Annotated in this window: 14 protein-coding genes and 1 other RNA gene; 5 read left to right on the plus strand and 10 right to left on the minus strand. The window is 66.2% G+C overall.

Annotation, left to right across the window (positions count from 1 at the left end):
• The 9 genes from mraY to rsmI all read right to left on the minus strand — a co-directional run bounded on the left by mraY (position 1) and on the right by rsmI (position 8905).
• Complete coding sequence (gene mraY, locus AABM56_RS17905; RefSeq protein ID WP_007162057.1) at positions 1–1083, minus strand: phospho-N-acetylmuramoyl-pentapeptide-transferase; 1083 nt, start codon at positions 1081–1083, stop codon at positions 1–3.
• Entirely contained in the window at positions 1083–2450 is a 1368-nt protein-coding gene (murF, locus tag AABM56_RS17910; RefSeq protein WP_133862553.1) for a UDP-N-acetylmuramoyl-tripeptide--D-alanyl-D-alanine ligase, read from the minus strand. The genes mraY and murF overlap by 1 nt, the downstream gene beginning before the upstream one ends.
• Positions 2443–3912: a UDP-N-acetylmuramoyl-L-alanyl-D-glutamate--2,6-diaminopimelate ligase gene (locus AABM56_RS17915; RefSeq protein WP_133862554.1), complete on the minus strand. Its 1470-nt coding sequence runs from the start codon at positions 3910–3912 to the stop codon at positions 2443–2445. The genes murF and AABM56_RS17915 overlap by 8 nt, the downstream gene beginning before the upstream one ends.
• Positions 3909–5657: a penicillin-binding protein 2 gene (locus AABM56_RS17920; protein ID WP_263258850.1), complete on the minus strand. Its 1749-nt coding sequence runs from the start codon at positions 5655–5657 to the stop codon at positions 3909–3911. Before AABM56_RS17920 ends, AABM56_RS17915 begins: the two co-directional genes overlap by 4 nt.
• Positions 5654–5947: a cell division protein FtsL gene (ftsL, locus tag AABM56_RS17925; RefSeq protein WP_059315975.1), complete on the minus strand. Its 294-nt coding sequence runs from the start codon at positions 5945–5947 to the stop codon at positions 5654–5656. Before ftsL ends, AABM56_RS17920 begins: the two co-directional genes overlap by 4 nt.
• The gene (gene rsmH, locus AABM56_RS17930; protein ID WP_187980180.1) at positions 5944–6885 is read right to left on the minus strand and encodes a 16S rRNA (cytosine(1402)-N(4))-methyltransferase RsmH; all 942 of its coding nucleotides are present in this window, start codon (positions 6883–6885) and stop codon (positions 5944–5946) included. Before rsmH ends, ftsL begins: the two co-directional genes overlap by 4 nt.
• Positions 6886–6887: 2 nt before the next feature.
• Positions 6888–7343 (minus strand): division/cell wall cluster transcriptional repressor MraZ, encoded by a 456-nt coding sequence (mraZ, locus tag AABM56_RS17935; protein WP_007162063.1) that lies wholly within the window; start codon positions 7341–7343, stop codon positions 6888–6890.
• A 288-nt stretch (positions 7344–7631) separates the two neighbouring features.
• An RNA gene (gene rnpB, locus AABM56_RS17940) (RNase P RNA component class A) lies at positions 7632–7987 on the minus strand.
• Positions 7988–8053: 66 nt separating this feature from the next.
• Positions 8054–8905 carry a 16S rRNA (cytidine(1402)-2'-O)-methyltransferase gene (gene rsmI, locus AABM56_RS17945; protein ID WP_263258849.1) on the minus strand — a complete coding sequence of 284 codons (852 nt, stop codon included), beginning with the start codon at positions 8903–8905 and terminating at the stop codon, positions 8054–8056.
• A gap of 123 nt (positions 8906–9028) precedes the next feature.
• Here rsmI and AABM56_RS17950 point away from each other — a divergent pair, with 123 nt between their 5' ends.
• From AABM56_RS17950 to AABM56_RS17965, 4 genes are read left to right on the plus strand one after another with little or no spacing between them, the layout of a single operon-like run.
• Positions 9029–10816: a penicillin-binding protein activator gene (locus AABM56_RS17950; RefSeq protein ID WP_263258848.1), complete on the plus strand. Its 1788-nt coding sequence runs from the start codon at positions 9029–9031 to the stop codon at positions 10814–10816.
• On the plus strand, positions 10813–11187 hold the full coding sequence (locus tag AABM56_RS17955) for a YraN family protein (protein ID WP_133862559.1): 375 nt from the start codon (positions 10813–10815) through the stop codon (positions 11185–11187). The genes AABM56_RS17950 and AABM56_RS17955 overlap by 4 nt, the downstream gene beginning before the upstream one ends.
• A 32-nt stretch (positions 11188–11219) precedes the next feature.
• Entirely contained in the window at positions 11220–11813 is a 594-nt protein-coding gene (locus AABM56_RS17960) for a phosphoheptose isomerase (RefSeq protein ID WP_007162067.1), read from the plus strand.
• A complete protein-coding gene (locus tag AABM56_RS17965) occupies positions 11810–12382 on the plus strand; it encodes a BON domain-containing protein (protein WP_133862560.1) in 573 nt (190 codons plus the stop codon). The genes AABM56_RS17960 and AABM56_RS17965 overlap by 4 nt, the downstream gene beginning before the upstream one ends.
• 62 nt (positions 12383–12444) lie before the next feature.
• Here the strand turns inward: AABM56_RS17965 and AABM56_RS17970 are convergent, their stop codons facing one another.
• Positions 12445–12681 (minus strand): DUF2171 domain-containing protein, encoded by a 237-nt coding sequence (locus AABM56_RS17970; RefSeq protein WP_133862561.1) that lies wholly within the window; start codon positions 12679–12681, stop codon positions 12445–12447.
• Positions 12682–12829: 148 nt separating this feature from the next.
• Here AABM56_RS17970 and AABM56_RS17975 point away from each other — a divergent pair, with 148 nt between their 5' ends.
• Positions 12830–13483, plus strand: a complete 654-nt coding sequence (locus AABM56_RS17975) for a sulfite oxidase-like oxidoreductase (protein WP_133862562.1) — start codon at positions 12830–12832, stop codon at positions 13481–13483.
• Positions 13484–13489: the final 6 nt, after the last annotated feature.

The raw sequence follows: 13489 nt of genomic DNA on the forward strand, positions 1-13489 counted from the left end.
TTACCTCAGTTTCAGGGTGGCGAGACCGAACAGCACCAGGATCACGGTGATGATCCAGAAGCGCACGATGACCCGCGGTTCGGGCCAGCCCTTCAATTCGAAATGGTGGTGGATCGGCGCCATGCGGAAGACGCGCTTGCCGGTCAGCTTGAAGGAGGCGACCTGGATGACCACCGAGAGGGTCTCCATGACGAAGACGCCACCCATGATGAACAGCACCACTTCCTGGCGGACGATCACGGCGATGGTGCCCAGGGCGGCGCCCAGCGCCAGGGCGCCGACGTCACCCATGAACACCATGGCCGGATAGGTGTTGAACCAGAGAAAGCCCAGGCCCGCCCCGATCAGGGCGCCGCAGAAGACGATCAGTTCGCCGGAGCCTTCCACATAGGGAATCAGCAGGTAGTCGGCGAATTTCACGTTGCCCGACAGGTAGCAGAAGATGCCCAGGGCGCCGCCGACCATCACGGTGGGCATGATCGCCAGGCCGTCGAGGCCATCGGTGAGGTTGACCGCGTTGCTGGAGCCGACGATGACGAAGTAGGTCAGCACAACGAAGAAAATCCCCAGCGGGATCTCGATGTTCTTCAGCAGGGGCAGGATCAGCGTGGTTTCGATCGGCGCCTTGGCCGTGACATAGAGGAAGATCGCCGCCCCCAGGCCGAATACCGATTGCCAGAAGTACTTCCAGCGACTGGGCAGACCGCGGGAATTCTTCTCGATCACCTTGCGATAGTCGTCGACCCAGCCGATGGCGCCGAACAGGAAGGTCACCGCCAGCACGGTCCAGACGTAACGGTTGTGCAGATCGGCCCACAGCAGGGTGCTGATGCCGATGGTGGTCAGGATCAGGGCGCCGCCCATGGTGGGGGTGCCGGATTTGGACAGGTGCGACTGGGGGCCATCGTTGCGCACGGCCTGGCCGATCTGGCGGATCTGCAGGGTGCGGATCATCCAGGGGCCGAGCCACAACGACAGCAACAGGGCGGTCAGAACGCCCAGAATGCCGCGCAGGCTGAGGTATTGGAAGACGGCGAAGCCCTTGTAGAACTGTTGCAGGAACTCCGCCAACAGCAGCAGCATCAGTGTTTCTCCTCGGTGTTGATAGCGCAGAGCGCGGCGACGACCTTGTCCATCGCGGCGCTGCGGGATCCCTTGATCAGCAGGGTGGTTCCGGCCCGGTCCTCGTCCGCCAGGGCCTCGATCAGTTGTTCGCGATCGGCGAAATGCCGGGCCTCGGCGCCATAGGCGCGGGCCGCATGGGCCATCGAGGGACCGACGCTGTAGAAGGCATCCACCTTGCCGCGGGCGTGCTCGCCCACCTCGCGATGGCCCTGTTCGGTCCACTCGCCCAGCTCGGCGATGTCGCCCAGGACCGCCACCCGACGGCCCGGCAGGGCAGCCAGCAGGTCGATCCCGGCCTTAACCGACGCGGGGTTGGCGTTGTAGCTGTCGTCGATGACCTGGGCGCCGCGCTGGCTGGTGCGGGTCAGGGTGCGGCCCTGGACCGGTGCCGCGGCGGCGAGACCACGGGCGATGGTGGCCAGCTCCAGCCCCAGGCTGAGCGCTGCGGCCGCGGCGGCCAGGGCATTGCCGACGTTGTGGGCACCCAGCAGCTGCAGGGTGACCGGCGCCTGGCCTTGGGCAGTGTGCAAGAGGAAGCTCGGGCGGCCCTGGGCATCCAGGGTCACCTCGCTGGCGCGGACATCGGCGCGGGCGTCCAGGCCGAAGGCGACGACGCTGCGACCGGCAGCGCGGCGCTGCCAGGTCTCGAAAGCGGCGTCGTCGCGATTGAGCACCACAGTGCCCGCCTCGCCCACCCCTTCGATGATCTCGCCCTTGGCTTCGACGATACGATCGACGCCGCCGAATTCGCCCACATGGGCCTGGCCGGCATTGGTAATGATAACGACATCCGGGCGTGTCAGGCTCACGGTGTAGGCAATGTCGCCGACATGCGAAGCACCCAGCTCGATGACGCCATAGGCATGCTCGGCGGCCAGTTGCAGCAGGGTCAGGGGCGCGCCGAGGTCGTTGTTCAGATTACCCTGGGTGGCCAGGGTGGCGCCCTGCTGACGCAGGATGGCGGCGAGCAGCTCCTTGACCGTGGTCTTGCCACTGGAGCCGGTCACGGCAGCGAGCTTGCCCTGGAACAGATCACGATTGAAGGCGCCGAGGCGACCCAGCGCCAGGCGGGTATCGGCCACCACCAGCTGGGGCAGCTGGACCTCGGGCACGGCCCGCTCCACCAGGGCTGCCGCGGCACCCTGGGCGGCCACGTCGGCCAGATAGGCATGACCATCGAAGCGCGGCCCGCTCAGGGCGACGAAGAGCTGCCCGGCCACTGCCTTGCGACTGTCGGTGCCGACGCCGTCGAACAGGGCATCGGCACCCAGCAGATTGCCGGTCAGGGCCTCGGCCACTTCGGTGAGGGTGAAGGTTCTAAGCATGCTGTCGCTCCCAGGCGGTCAGGGCCCGCTCGGCCTGGTCGAGATCGGAAAAGGGATGACGGACACCGGCGATTTCCTGGTAGGGCTCATGGCCCTTGCCGGCCAGCACCACGATGTCCTGGGCGGTCGCCGCGGCCACGGCCTGGGCGATGGCCGCTTCACGCCGGCCGGCGAAGCTCACCTGCTCGGGATGCGCGAAGCCGGCGCGGATGTCGGCAACGATGGCGGCCGGATCCTCGGTACGGGGGTTGTCGTCGGTCACCACCACCTGATCGGCCAGGCGCTCGGCCACCGCGGCCATCTCCGGCCGCTTGCCGCGATCGCGATCGCCACCACAGCCGAACACGCAGACCAGGCGACCCAGGGCACCGACATGGGGCCGCAGGGCGGTGAGCACCTTGTCCAGGGCATCGGGGGTGTGGGCGTAGTCCACCACCACCAGCGGTCGCCCAGCGCCGCCCAGGCGCTGCATGCGTCCGGCCGGGCCCTGCAGCTGCGGGAGGATGGCGAGGATGTCGGCCAGCGCATGACCGAGCCCCAGCAGGGTACCGATAGCGGCCAGCAGGTTGCTCAGGTTGAAGCGCCCGATCAGCTGGCTGCGCAGCTCACCGGTACCCTGGGCGGTGACCAGCTTGGCCCGCACGCCGTGGTCGTCGAACTGGATGGCCTGGCAATGGAGGCTGGCGGCCGGATCGCTCAGGCTGTAGGTCAGGGTCGCGGCCGGACTGGGGCGAGCCGCCAGCTCGCGGCCAAAGGCATCGTCCAGATTGAGGACGCGGGTACCGAGCCCCGGCCAGGCGAACAGCTGGGCCTTGGCTTCGCCATAGGCGGCCATGGTCCCGTGGTAATCGAGGTGATCGCGAGACAGGTTGGTGAAGACCGCGACCTTGAAGGCCAGCGCCGCCACCCGACCCTGGGCCAGGCCATGGGAAGAGACTTCCATGGCGACAGTAGTGGCGCCGTCCTCGGCCAGTTCGGCCAGGGTCGCCTGCAGCTTGAGGGCATCCGGGGTGGTGTGACGGCCTTCGGCGAGGGCGCCATGGAAGCCGCTACCCAGGGTGCCGACGATGCCGCAACGCTGACCGAGCAGGTCGCAGGCCTGGGCGATCAACTGGCTGACACTGGTCTTGCCATTGGTACCGGTGATGCCGACCAGCGCCAGGCGCCGGCTCGGCTCGCCATGGAAACGACCGGCGATGGCGGACAGCCGCGCGGCCAGGCCCTCGACGGCGACCAGGGGAATGTCCAGGGCCGGCAGTGCGGGAGCGTCCTTCGCCTCATAGGCGATGGCCGCGGCGCCGCGTTCGGCGGCGCTGGCGATATGGGCACGGCCGTCGCTGTGCAGACCGGGAATGGCCAAGAACAGCGAGCCCGGGCGGACCTCGCGGCTGTCCAGTGCCAGACCGCCGATGTCGACGGCAGTGGCAGCTTCAGGCAGGAGGTCGGTCAGCAGGCGGCTCATCGATCACGCTCCCCGACCAGCAGCGGCTTGCCGGCCTGGGCCTGCTGCACCGGCAGCGGCTGGAGGTTATCCGGCTGGATGTTCATCAGGCGCAGGGCGCCGGACATCACGCGGCTGAACACCGGTGCCGAGACAACGCCACCGTAGTAGCCGCCCTTGCTCGGACGATCGATCACCACCACCGCGGCCAGGCGCGGATTGCTGGTCGGGCCGAAGCCGGCGAACAGCGAGCGATAGGAATTCTCGGCATAGCCACGGGTGCCGGTGCTGGTCTTGCGCGCGGTACCGCTCTTGCCAGCGACGTGGTAGCCCGGTACCTGAGCGCGGAAGGCCCCGCCCGGAGCTTCCACGACCTGCTGCAGCATGCCCTGCAGGGTCTTGGCAACGCGTTCTTCCACCGCCTGATCGCTGGCCGGGGCCTTGTCCAGGCGCACCATGGACAGCGGCACCGAGCGACCGTCGTTGGCCAGCACCGAATAGGCATGGGCCAGTTGCACGGCGGTTACCGCCAGGCCATAGCCATAGGACAGGGTCGCGGTCTCGGCCGGACGCCAGGTGCGATGGTTGGGCAGATTGCCGACCCGCTCGCCGGGAAAGCCCAGACCGGTGTCCTGGCCGAGGCCTACGGCGCGCATGGCGTTGTAGATGTTCTCGCCACCGACGTCGAAGGCGATCTTGCTCATGCCGACGTTGCTGGACTTGATGAGGATGCCGGTCAGGTCCAGGGCGCCGTCGCTGTGGGAGACGTCCTTGATGGTGTAGCGACCGATCTGCAGCGAACCGGGATAGACGTTGACCTTGTCGGTGGGCTTCCAGCGACCGCTGGCGAGCGCCGCGGTCATGGAGATCGGCTTCATCACCGAGCCGGGCTCCATGACGTCGATCATCGCCCGGTTGCGCATGGCGGCCGGTTCGAGACTGCGGCGATTGTTGGGGTTGTAGGTGGGCATGTTGACCATCGCCAGGACCTCGCCGGTCTTGACGTCGACGATGGTCAGGCTGCCGGCCTCGGCTTCGAACTGGGTCAGGGCATTGCGCAGTTCGCGCGCGGCGAGATACTGCAGCCGCAGGTCGATGGACAGCGCCAGGGTATTGCCCGGCTTGGCGTTCTTGGAGACCTGGACATCGCGGATCAGCCGACCGCGGCGATCCTTGACCACCTGGCGACGACCCGGCACGCCGGACAGCCACTCGTTGAAGGCCAGTTCGATGCCTTCGCGGCCGTGATCGTCGATATCGGTGAAGCCGACCACATGGGCCGCCACCTCACCCGCCGGATAGAAACGCCGAAATTCCTCGATGTCGTAGACACCGGGAATCTTGTGCGCCTTGACCTGGCTCATCACCGCCTCGCCCTGCTCGGGCGTCAGGCCACGGGCCAGGTAGAGGAATTCCTTGCTGGCGTTCTGCTCGATGCGCTTGGCCAATTCCGCACGTGGCTGGCCGACGGCATCGGCCAGGGTCGCCCAGCGATCCTCGGCGCCCAGCAGTTCCTTGGGGTTGATCCACAGGGTGGTGACCGGCGTACTCACGGCCAGGGGCTCGCCGTTGCGATCGGTGATCAGGCCACGGTGTGCGGGAATGGGGATGGTGCGCACGCTGCGCGCATCGCCCTGCCCCTTCAGAAAGGCCCGGTCGATCACGTGCAGATCGACGATGCGCCAGATGATGGTGCCGACCATGACCAGCAACAGCCCGATAATGAGGCTGAAGCGCCATGGCAGGCGCGCGATCAGGCCTTTCACGGATTGACCATCCGGATTTCGGTCGGATCGGGAATGCGCATCTGCAATTGGCCGCTGGCCAGGGCCTCGACGCGACTGTGGGCGGTCCAGGTGCTCTGCTCCAGCAGCAGCCGACCGTATTCGGCCTGGGCCTTGTCGCGGATGGCCATCTCGCCATAGAGGGTGTTGAGCAGCTGGCGATTCCAGTGGGCGCTATAGGCCACGGCTACCGCCGACAGCAGTACACCGACGAACAGCACCAGCATGACGCTGCTGCCCAGGGGCAGTTTCTTGACGAAGAGCCGGCTCATTTCAGCTTCTCGGCAACGCGCATCACGGCGCTGCGGGCGCGGGGATTGGCGGCCAGTTCGGCTTCGCTGGCATAGGCCGGCTTGCCCAGCAGGCGCAGCGAGGGCTCGAAGACCGTGGCGCGGATCGGCAGGTCGCGCGGCAGCTGGTCGGCCTCGCCCTTGGCCAGTCGGCGCATGAATTGTTTGACGATGCGGTCTTCCAGCGAGTGGAAGCTGATCACTACCAGCCGGCCACCCACGGCCAATTGCTCGTAGGCCGCCTGCAGGCCCTGCTCCAGATCGCTCAGTTCGCGATTGATGTAGATACGCAGCCCCTGGAAGGCACGGGTAGCAGGATGCTTGCCCTTTTCCCAGGCCGGATTAGCCTCGGTGAGCACCTTGGCCAGATCGCCGGTGCGTTCGAAGGGCTGGACTTCACGACGCTGCACCACGGCGCGCGCCATGCGCTTGGCGAAACGCTCTTCGCCGAATTCCTTGAATACCTGGGCGATGTCGGCCTCGGGCGCCGTGGCGATCCAGGCGGCGGCGCTCTGCCCCCGACTCGGATCCATGCGCATATCCAGGGGACCGTCCTGCATGAAGCTGAAACCGCGCTCGGGATCGTCGAGTTGGGGCGAGGACACGCCCAGATCCAGCAGCACACCATCGACCTGGCCGGACCAGCCACGGCTGACGAGTTCATCACCCAGTTCGGCGAAGCTGCGCTGGACGATTTCGAAGCGGGGATCTTCCGCGGCCAGGGCCTGGCCGGCGGCGATCGCCTGGGGATCCTTGTCGAAGCCCAGCAGCCGCCCTTCTCCACCCAGCAGGCGCAGCACGGCCCGGCTGTGTCCGCCGCGGCCGAAGGTGCCGTCCAGATAACGGCCGGCAGGCTGGATGGCCAATGCCTGTACGGCCTCGTCCAGGAGAACGGAGACGTGGTGGAAGACTGGGTTCATGGTCACAGGATCAAATCGCGCATTTCATCCGGCATACCGCCGGGTTCCTTAATCGCCAGGAGATCCGCGTCGCATACGGCACTCCAGGCGTCCTCATCCCATAACTGGAACTTGTTGAGCTGACCGACCAGCATCACGCGCCGGTCCAGCTTGGCGTATTCACGCAGGCGCGGCGGAACCAGGAAACGGCCACTACCGTCGAGTTCCAGATCCACCGCATTGCCGATCAGCAAGCGCTGCAGGCGGCGAGTCTCCTCACGCAGCGAGGGCAACTGCCGCAGCTTGCTTTCGATGATTTCCCATTCCGGGAGTGGATAGACGCAAAGGCAGGGGTCGACGGCATCGATCGTCACGATGAGCTGGCCGGCACAACGCTCCAGCAGCTCGTCACGATACCGGCTCGGCATCGCGGCGCGCCCCTTGGCGTCGAGACTGATGGCGTTCGCTCCCCGGAACAATTTCGCGTCCTCTAATAGGCTGTCCTTGCCATTAAATCCCACTTCGCCCCACTTCGTACCACCGGCCGCCACTATATTGAGGAGGGCCGCTTTCAGTCAAGGTAAGCGAGGGGGTAGCCAGGCCGCGTGGGACGGGGATTTCGAGCAAATTGCACGAGTTCACGACCAGGACGAACGACATCGATTTCCGACAAACGGAAATGAAGTCAATTGATTGGCTCAATTGATTAAAGTGATGTCTTAAGAAGAGGTCTCAGACCCCGGGCGCAGAGGCCCAGGAGGGAGGGGTGCGAGAGCCGACCTGTAAGCCGGGTTCTGTCGAGGACAGTCATTCCTCTGGGACAACCATCGCTGATTGCCTCTAGCGACCTACCCGAATCCAGCGCGGGCCACGCCTATGGATTCCTATTTGGTCTTGCTCCAGGTGGGGTTTACCTAGCCACGAACTGTTGCCAGCCGTGCGGTGCGCTCTTACCGCACCTTTTCACCCTTACCGGCGCTTGCGCGCTTAGGCGGTTATTTTCTGTGGCACTTTCCGTAGGCTCACGCCTCCCAGGCGTTACCTGGCACCTCGCCCTATGGAGCCCGGACTTTCCTCCCTCGCAACCCTTGCGGATCACGACAGCGACTGCCCGGTCGGCTCTCGCGGCGCAAGGGTATAGAGACTGGGGGCGGATAACAAGGAAAGATGCCCACTAATTCACCCTGACTCAGCCCGGCTCGCCCTTGCGCTCCAGGGCCAGCTGATAGAGCTGGTTCTTGCGCGCGCCGGTGATCTGGGCGGCCAGGGCAGCGGCGCGCTTGATCGGCAGCTCGGCCAGCAGCAGATCGAGGATGCGCAGGGTCTCGGCATCGACCTCCGCGTCCTCCGGCGCCGCCCAGCCACCCACCAGCAGCACGCACTCGCCGCGCTGCTGATCCAGATCCGCGCGAATCCAGGCCAACAGCTCGCCGGCGGGCAGGCCGCGCAGGGTCTCGAAGGTCTTGGTCAATTCGCGCCCGAGGACGATGTGTCGCTCAGGCCCGAAGGTGCTCACCATGTCGGCCACGCAATCCTCGAGCCGATGGGGCGCCTCATAGAAAATGAGTGTGCGCGGGTCTTCGCGCAGCGCCGCCAGGCGTCCCTGCCGGCCTACCGCCTTGGCCGGCAGGAAGCCTTCGAAGCTGAAGCGATCCGAGGGCAGACCGGCCGCCGACAGCGCCGCGACCAGGGCGCAGGCGCCGGGAATCGGCGAGACCCGGAGGCCTTGGGCGCGCGCCGCCCGCACCAGGTGAAAGCCCGGATCGGAAATCAGCGGCGTGCCCGCATCGGAGATCAGGGCGACGTCTTCCCCCGCCAGCAGCCGGGTGATGAAGCGGCCACCGGCATCGCGTTCGTTGTGATCGTGACAGGCCGCGAGCGGCGTCTCGATGCCGAAATGACGCAGCAGACGCGCCGAATGACGGGTGTCTTCGGCGGCGATCAGGGCCACTTCGCGCAGGACCTTGAGCGCGCGGGCGGTGATGTCGTCCAGGTTGCCGATGGGCGTGGCAACCACATAAAGAGTACCCGGCGAAATCATGATGAAACCTGACGGACTGGAAATAGCCCAACAGTGTACGCCGCTCTCGCCCTCGGCGTTCGCAGCGCTTGGGTGCTGTGAGACAATCGCCCCCTTTCCAGACATTTGCTCAGGAACCACAGCATGAAGTTCCGCCTGCGTCCGCTGCTCTGCGCCACCGCCTTCGCCCTGCTCGCCGCCTGCAGCAGCTCGCCCGTCAACAACGCCCTCGGCGACCTGCCCCAGTCCAGCCAGGCGAGCATCGAGCAGCTGCTGAATCAGGCTGGCTCCAGTCAGTCCGAGCAGGCCAATCTGCTGCGCCTGACCGCCGCCGACAAGGCCTATGCCCAGCAGAATTCCCGCGAAGCGCGGCAGATCCTCGGCTCCATCAATATCGAAGGCCTCAAGCCGGCACAGCAGATGTTTGCCCAGACGCTGCTGGCCCAGCTCGACCTGCTCGACAAGCAGCCGGCCCAGGCGCTCAAGCGTTTCGACCACCCGAGCTTCGCCCAACTGGGCGAACTGCCGGCCCAGCAGCAGATCCGCAGCGGCCTGACCAAGGCCGCGGCCCAGGCCGCCAACGGCCAGCCGCTCGCCGCCGCCCAGGAGCGCATCTTTCTCGGCCCGCTGCTGGACGGCGACGCCGCCCATGACAACCGCGAGCAGATCTGGCAGCTGGTAACCAGCCTGCCGGACGCGCAGTTGCGCCAGAGCGTGAAGGACGCCGACCTCAATGGCTGGCTGGCGCTCGCCGCCATCACCCGCGGCAACCTGGCGCTGGATCAGCAGCTCGCCGCCATCGAGGAATGGCAGAAGCAGAACCCCGGCCATCCCGCCGCGCGCAATCTGCCCGATGATCTGGAGCGCCTGAAGACCCTGGCGCGGGAACCGCTCAACCGCGTCGCCCTGCTGCTGCCCCTGCAGGGCCAGCTCGCCGGCGTCTCGCGCGCGCTGCAGGACGGTTTCATGGCCGCCCGCTACGAGGCCCTGGCCGCCGGCCAGAGTGCCCCTGCCGTGACCGTCTACGACAGTACCCAGATGGGTTCGCTGGACGCCTTCTACCGCCAGGCCCAGGCCGCCGGCATCCAGCTGGTGGTCGGCCCGCTGGAGAAGAACTTCGTCAAGCAGCTGGGCGATCGCCCGCAACTGCCGATCAATACCCTGGCGCTGAACTATGGCGACAGCCAGGGCGCCCAGCCGCCGCAACTCTTCCAGTTCGGCCTGGCCGCCGAGGACGAGGCCCGCGAGGCCGCGCGCCGTGCCTGGGCCGACGGCAAGCGCAGTGCCGGCGCCATGGTGCCCCAGGGTGACTGGGGTGCCCGCGTGCTGGCCGCCTTCCAGAACGAGTGGCAGCAGTTGGGCGGTCGCCTGGTGGCCGCCGAGCGCATCGGCCAACCGGTCGAGATCGCCAATCGCATCACCAGCCTGTTGCAGATGCGCCAGGGCATGGACTTCATCTTCCTCGCCTCGACCCCGGCCCAGGCCCGCCAGATCAAGCCGATCCTGGTCTACCAGAACGCCCGCGATCTGCCGGTATACGCCACCTCCAACCTCAACAGTGGCGTCAACGAACCCGGCGTGAACCAGGATCTCAACGGCATCCTGTTCTGCGAAACCCCCTGGCTGCTCGACCCGAGCAATCCGCTGCGCGCCAAGATCACCGCCCAGTGGCCGCAGGCCGGCACCAGCATCGGTCGGCTCTATGCCATGGGCGCCGATGCCTACCTGCTGGCGCTGCACCTGCAGCAGCTCAAGGCCCTGCCCAACTCCGAGCTGCCCGGCCTGTCCGGCAACCTGAGCGTGGCGCCCGACCAGCGCGTGGTGCGTCACCTGCCCTGGGCGGAATTCCGCAACGGCGTGGCCCAGCCGCTGCCGGCCAACAATGCACCGCTGCCCACCACCAGCGTGCCGGCCTCGCTCAGTACCCCGTGAAGCAGGCGCCGCATCTCCAGCGCGGCAGGCAAGCCGAGGATCGCGCCCTGCAGTTCCTGCAGACGCGCGGCCTGCGGCTGATCGCCCGCAACTGGCGCTGGCAGGGTGGCGAGCTCGATCTGGTCATGCTCGACGGCGATACAGTAGTATTCGTCGAGGTACGCGCCCGCAGGCACACCGCCTGGGGCGGCGCCGCGGAAAGCATAGATGCCCGCAAGCGGCAGCGACTGGTCAACAGCGCCGCCCTCTTTCTGCAATCCGAAGCGCGCTGGGCCAAGCGGCCCTGTCGTTTCGACGTGATCGCGATCGGCCCCGGGGCCGACGCGTCCCCTCAGGCATTCGAATGGATCAAACAGGCCTTCGACGCCTGAGGCCCTCCACAGCACAGGTCAAAGATATCGCGATGGACACCCACGCCCGCATCCAGAAACTCTTCCGGGACAGCATCGAAACCAAGCGTCAGGCTATGGAAGTCCTGATTCCGCATATCGATCTGGCCAGCCAGGTCATGGTTGCGGCCCTGCTCAACGAAGGCAAGATTCTCACCTGCGGCAATGGCGGCTCCGCCGGCGACGCCCAGCACTTCTCTTCGGAGCTGCTGAATCGCTTCGAGCGCGAGCGGCCCAGCCTGCCGGCCCTGGCCTTGACCACCGACACCTCGACGCTGACCTCCATCGCCAACGACTACAGCTACAACGAGGTGTTCTCCAAGCAGATCCGCGCTTTGGGTCAGCCGGGCGACATCCTCCTGGCCATCTCCACCAGCGGCAATTCGGCTAACGTGATTCAGGCGATTCAGGCTGCCCACGACCGCGAGATGACCGTCGTTGCCCTTACCGGCCGAGACGGCGGCGGCATGGCCTCCCTGCTGCTGCCCGAAGACGTCGAGATTCGCGTGCCTGCCAAGGTCACCGCCCGCATCCAGGAAGTGCACCTGCTGGTGATCCACTGCCTGTGCGACCAGATCGATCAGCAACTGTTTGGAAGCGAAGAATGAAGAAGGCTCCCCTGCTCGCCATCCTGGCGCTGTCCTTTGCGGTCGCCGGCTGTAGCAACGTGGTCACCGCCAGCCGCGACAAGCCCATCGACGACAACCGCGGCACCCGCACCCTGGGCAGCACCGTGGATGACGCCCTGATCGAGACCAAGGCCTCGGTCAATATCTCCAAGGCCAACCCCGATCTGGCCAGTTCGCACATCGTGGTGGTGAGCTACAACGGCGTGGTGCTGATCGCCGGCCAGACGCCGCGCGCCGATCTCAAGGCCCAGGCCGAACAGGCCGTGCGCAGCGTGCAGCGGGTCAAGACGGTGCACAACGAACTGCAGGTGACCGGCAACTCCTCGCTGCTGGCACGCAGCAACGACTCCTGGCTGACCACCCGCATCAAGACCCAGATGTTCGCCGATGAAGACATCCCTGGTTCGCGCATCAAGGTGGTCACGGAGAACGGCATTGTCTATCTGCTGGGCCTGGTGACCCAGCAGGAAGGCGCCCATGCCGTGCAACTGATCCAGAGCGTCTCGGGCGTGCAGCGCATCGTCAAGCTGTTCGAATACATCAACTGATCCCTATTCGCCGCCCAATAAAAAGCCCCGCATCAGCGGGGCTTTTTATTGGGCGGCGTGCCTTAGGCAGCCTGCCACTCGCTTTCGGCCTCGTCACGGGTCTTGGACAGGCGTACCTGACTGCCATCCACCGACTGGACCCAGCTCAGCGGAATATAGTGATGCTTGCCATCAGCATCCTGATCGCGCTTGGTCAGCTTGATGCGATCGGCGCCTTCCATATGGTCGACGGTGCCCACGTGCTGGCCGTCCGAACCGACAACTTCCGCATGCTCTTTAATCTGGGTTGCATCTACCATGGTGGTTCTCCGGCAGGTTAGGAAAAAGGAGGCGCCTCTCTGAGTGCCTGCAGGATAGGAGGCGCAAGACGTCGTCTGGGTTCGGCCCATGCCGACGAAAGGCCATCATGACGGTCAGAAGCCCGCGACCTGTGAAGAGGATCCATCGATGAGCGACGAGCCGAGCAAGCTGACCCGTTCCAAGGAGCGCTGGGCCCAGGAGGGACGCTTCCTCACCGGCCAGGGTGCGCGTGCGGAAAGCGAGCGTCTGCCACCTGGCCAGCACCGCGTCAGCAACTGGCCGGTCCTGGATCTGGGCATCCGCCCGGAGGTCAGCCGGGAGCGTTGGCAACTGGCGGTGACCGGCGCGGTCCGCAAGACGCTGCGCTGGAACTGGGAGACCTTCGCCGCGCGGGCGACTACCGAGACGGTCAGCGACATGCATTGCGTCACCACCTGGTCACGCTATGACAATCGCTGGATCGGTCTGCCGATAGCAGAATTGCTCGACGAGGTGCAGCCGCGGGACGAGGCGACCCATGTGCTCCTGCACAGCCATGACGGTTACATCACCAATCTGCCGCTGGCCGATTTCGCCGCGCCGGGCGCCATGCTGGTGCACAGCTGGGAAGGCCAGCCGCTGACGGCCGAGCACGGGGGGCCGGTACGGGCCCTGATCTCGCATCTCTATCTGTGGAAAAGCGCCAAGTGGCTCAGGCGCATCGACTTCCGGGTCGGCGACACGCCTGGCTTCTGGGAAATGCGCGGCTATCACGACCGCGGCGATCCCTGGCAGGAGCAGCGCTATTCCGAGGACGCCTGAAGGCGC

This window comes from Pseudomonas aestiva (assembly GCF_039908605.1).
In the GTDB taxonomy this organism is placed as follows: domain Bacteria; phylum Pseudomonadota; class Gammaproteobacteria; order Pseudomonadales; family Pseudomonadaceae; genus Chryseomonas; species Chryseomonas aestiva.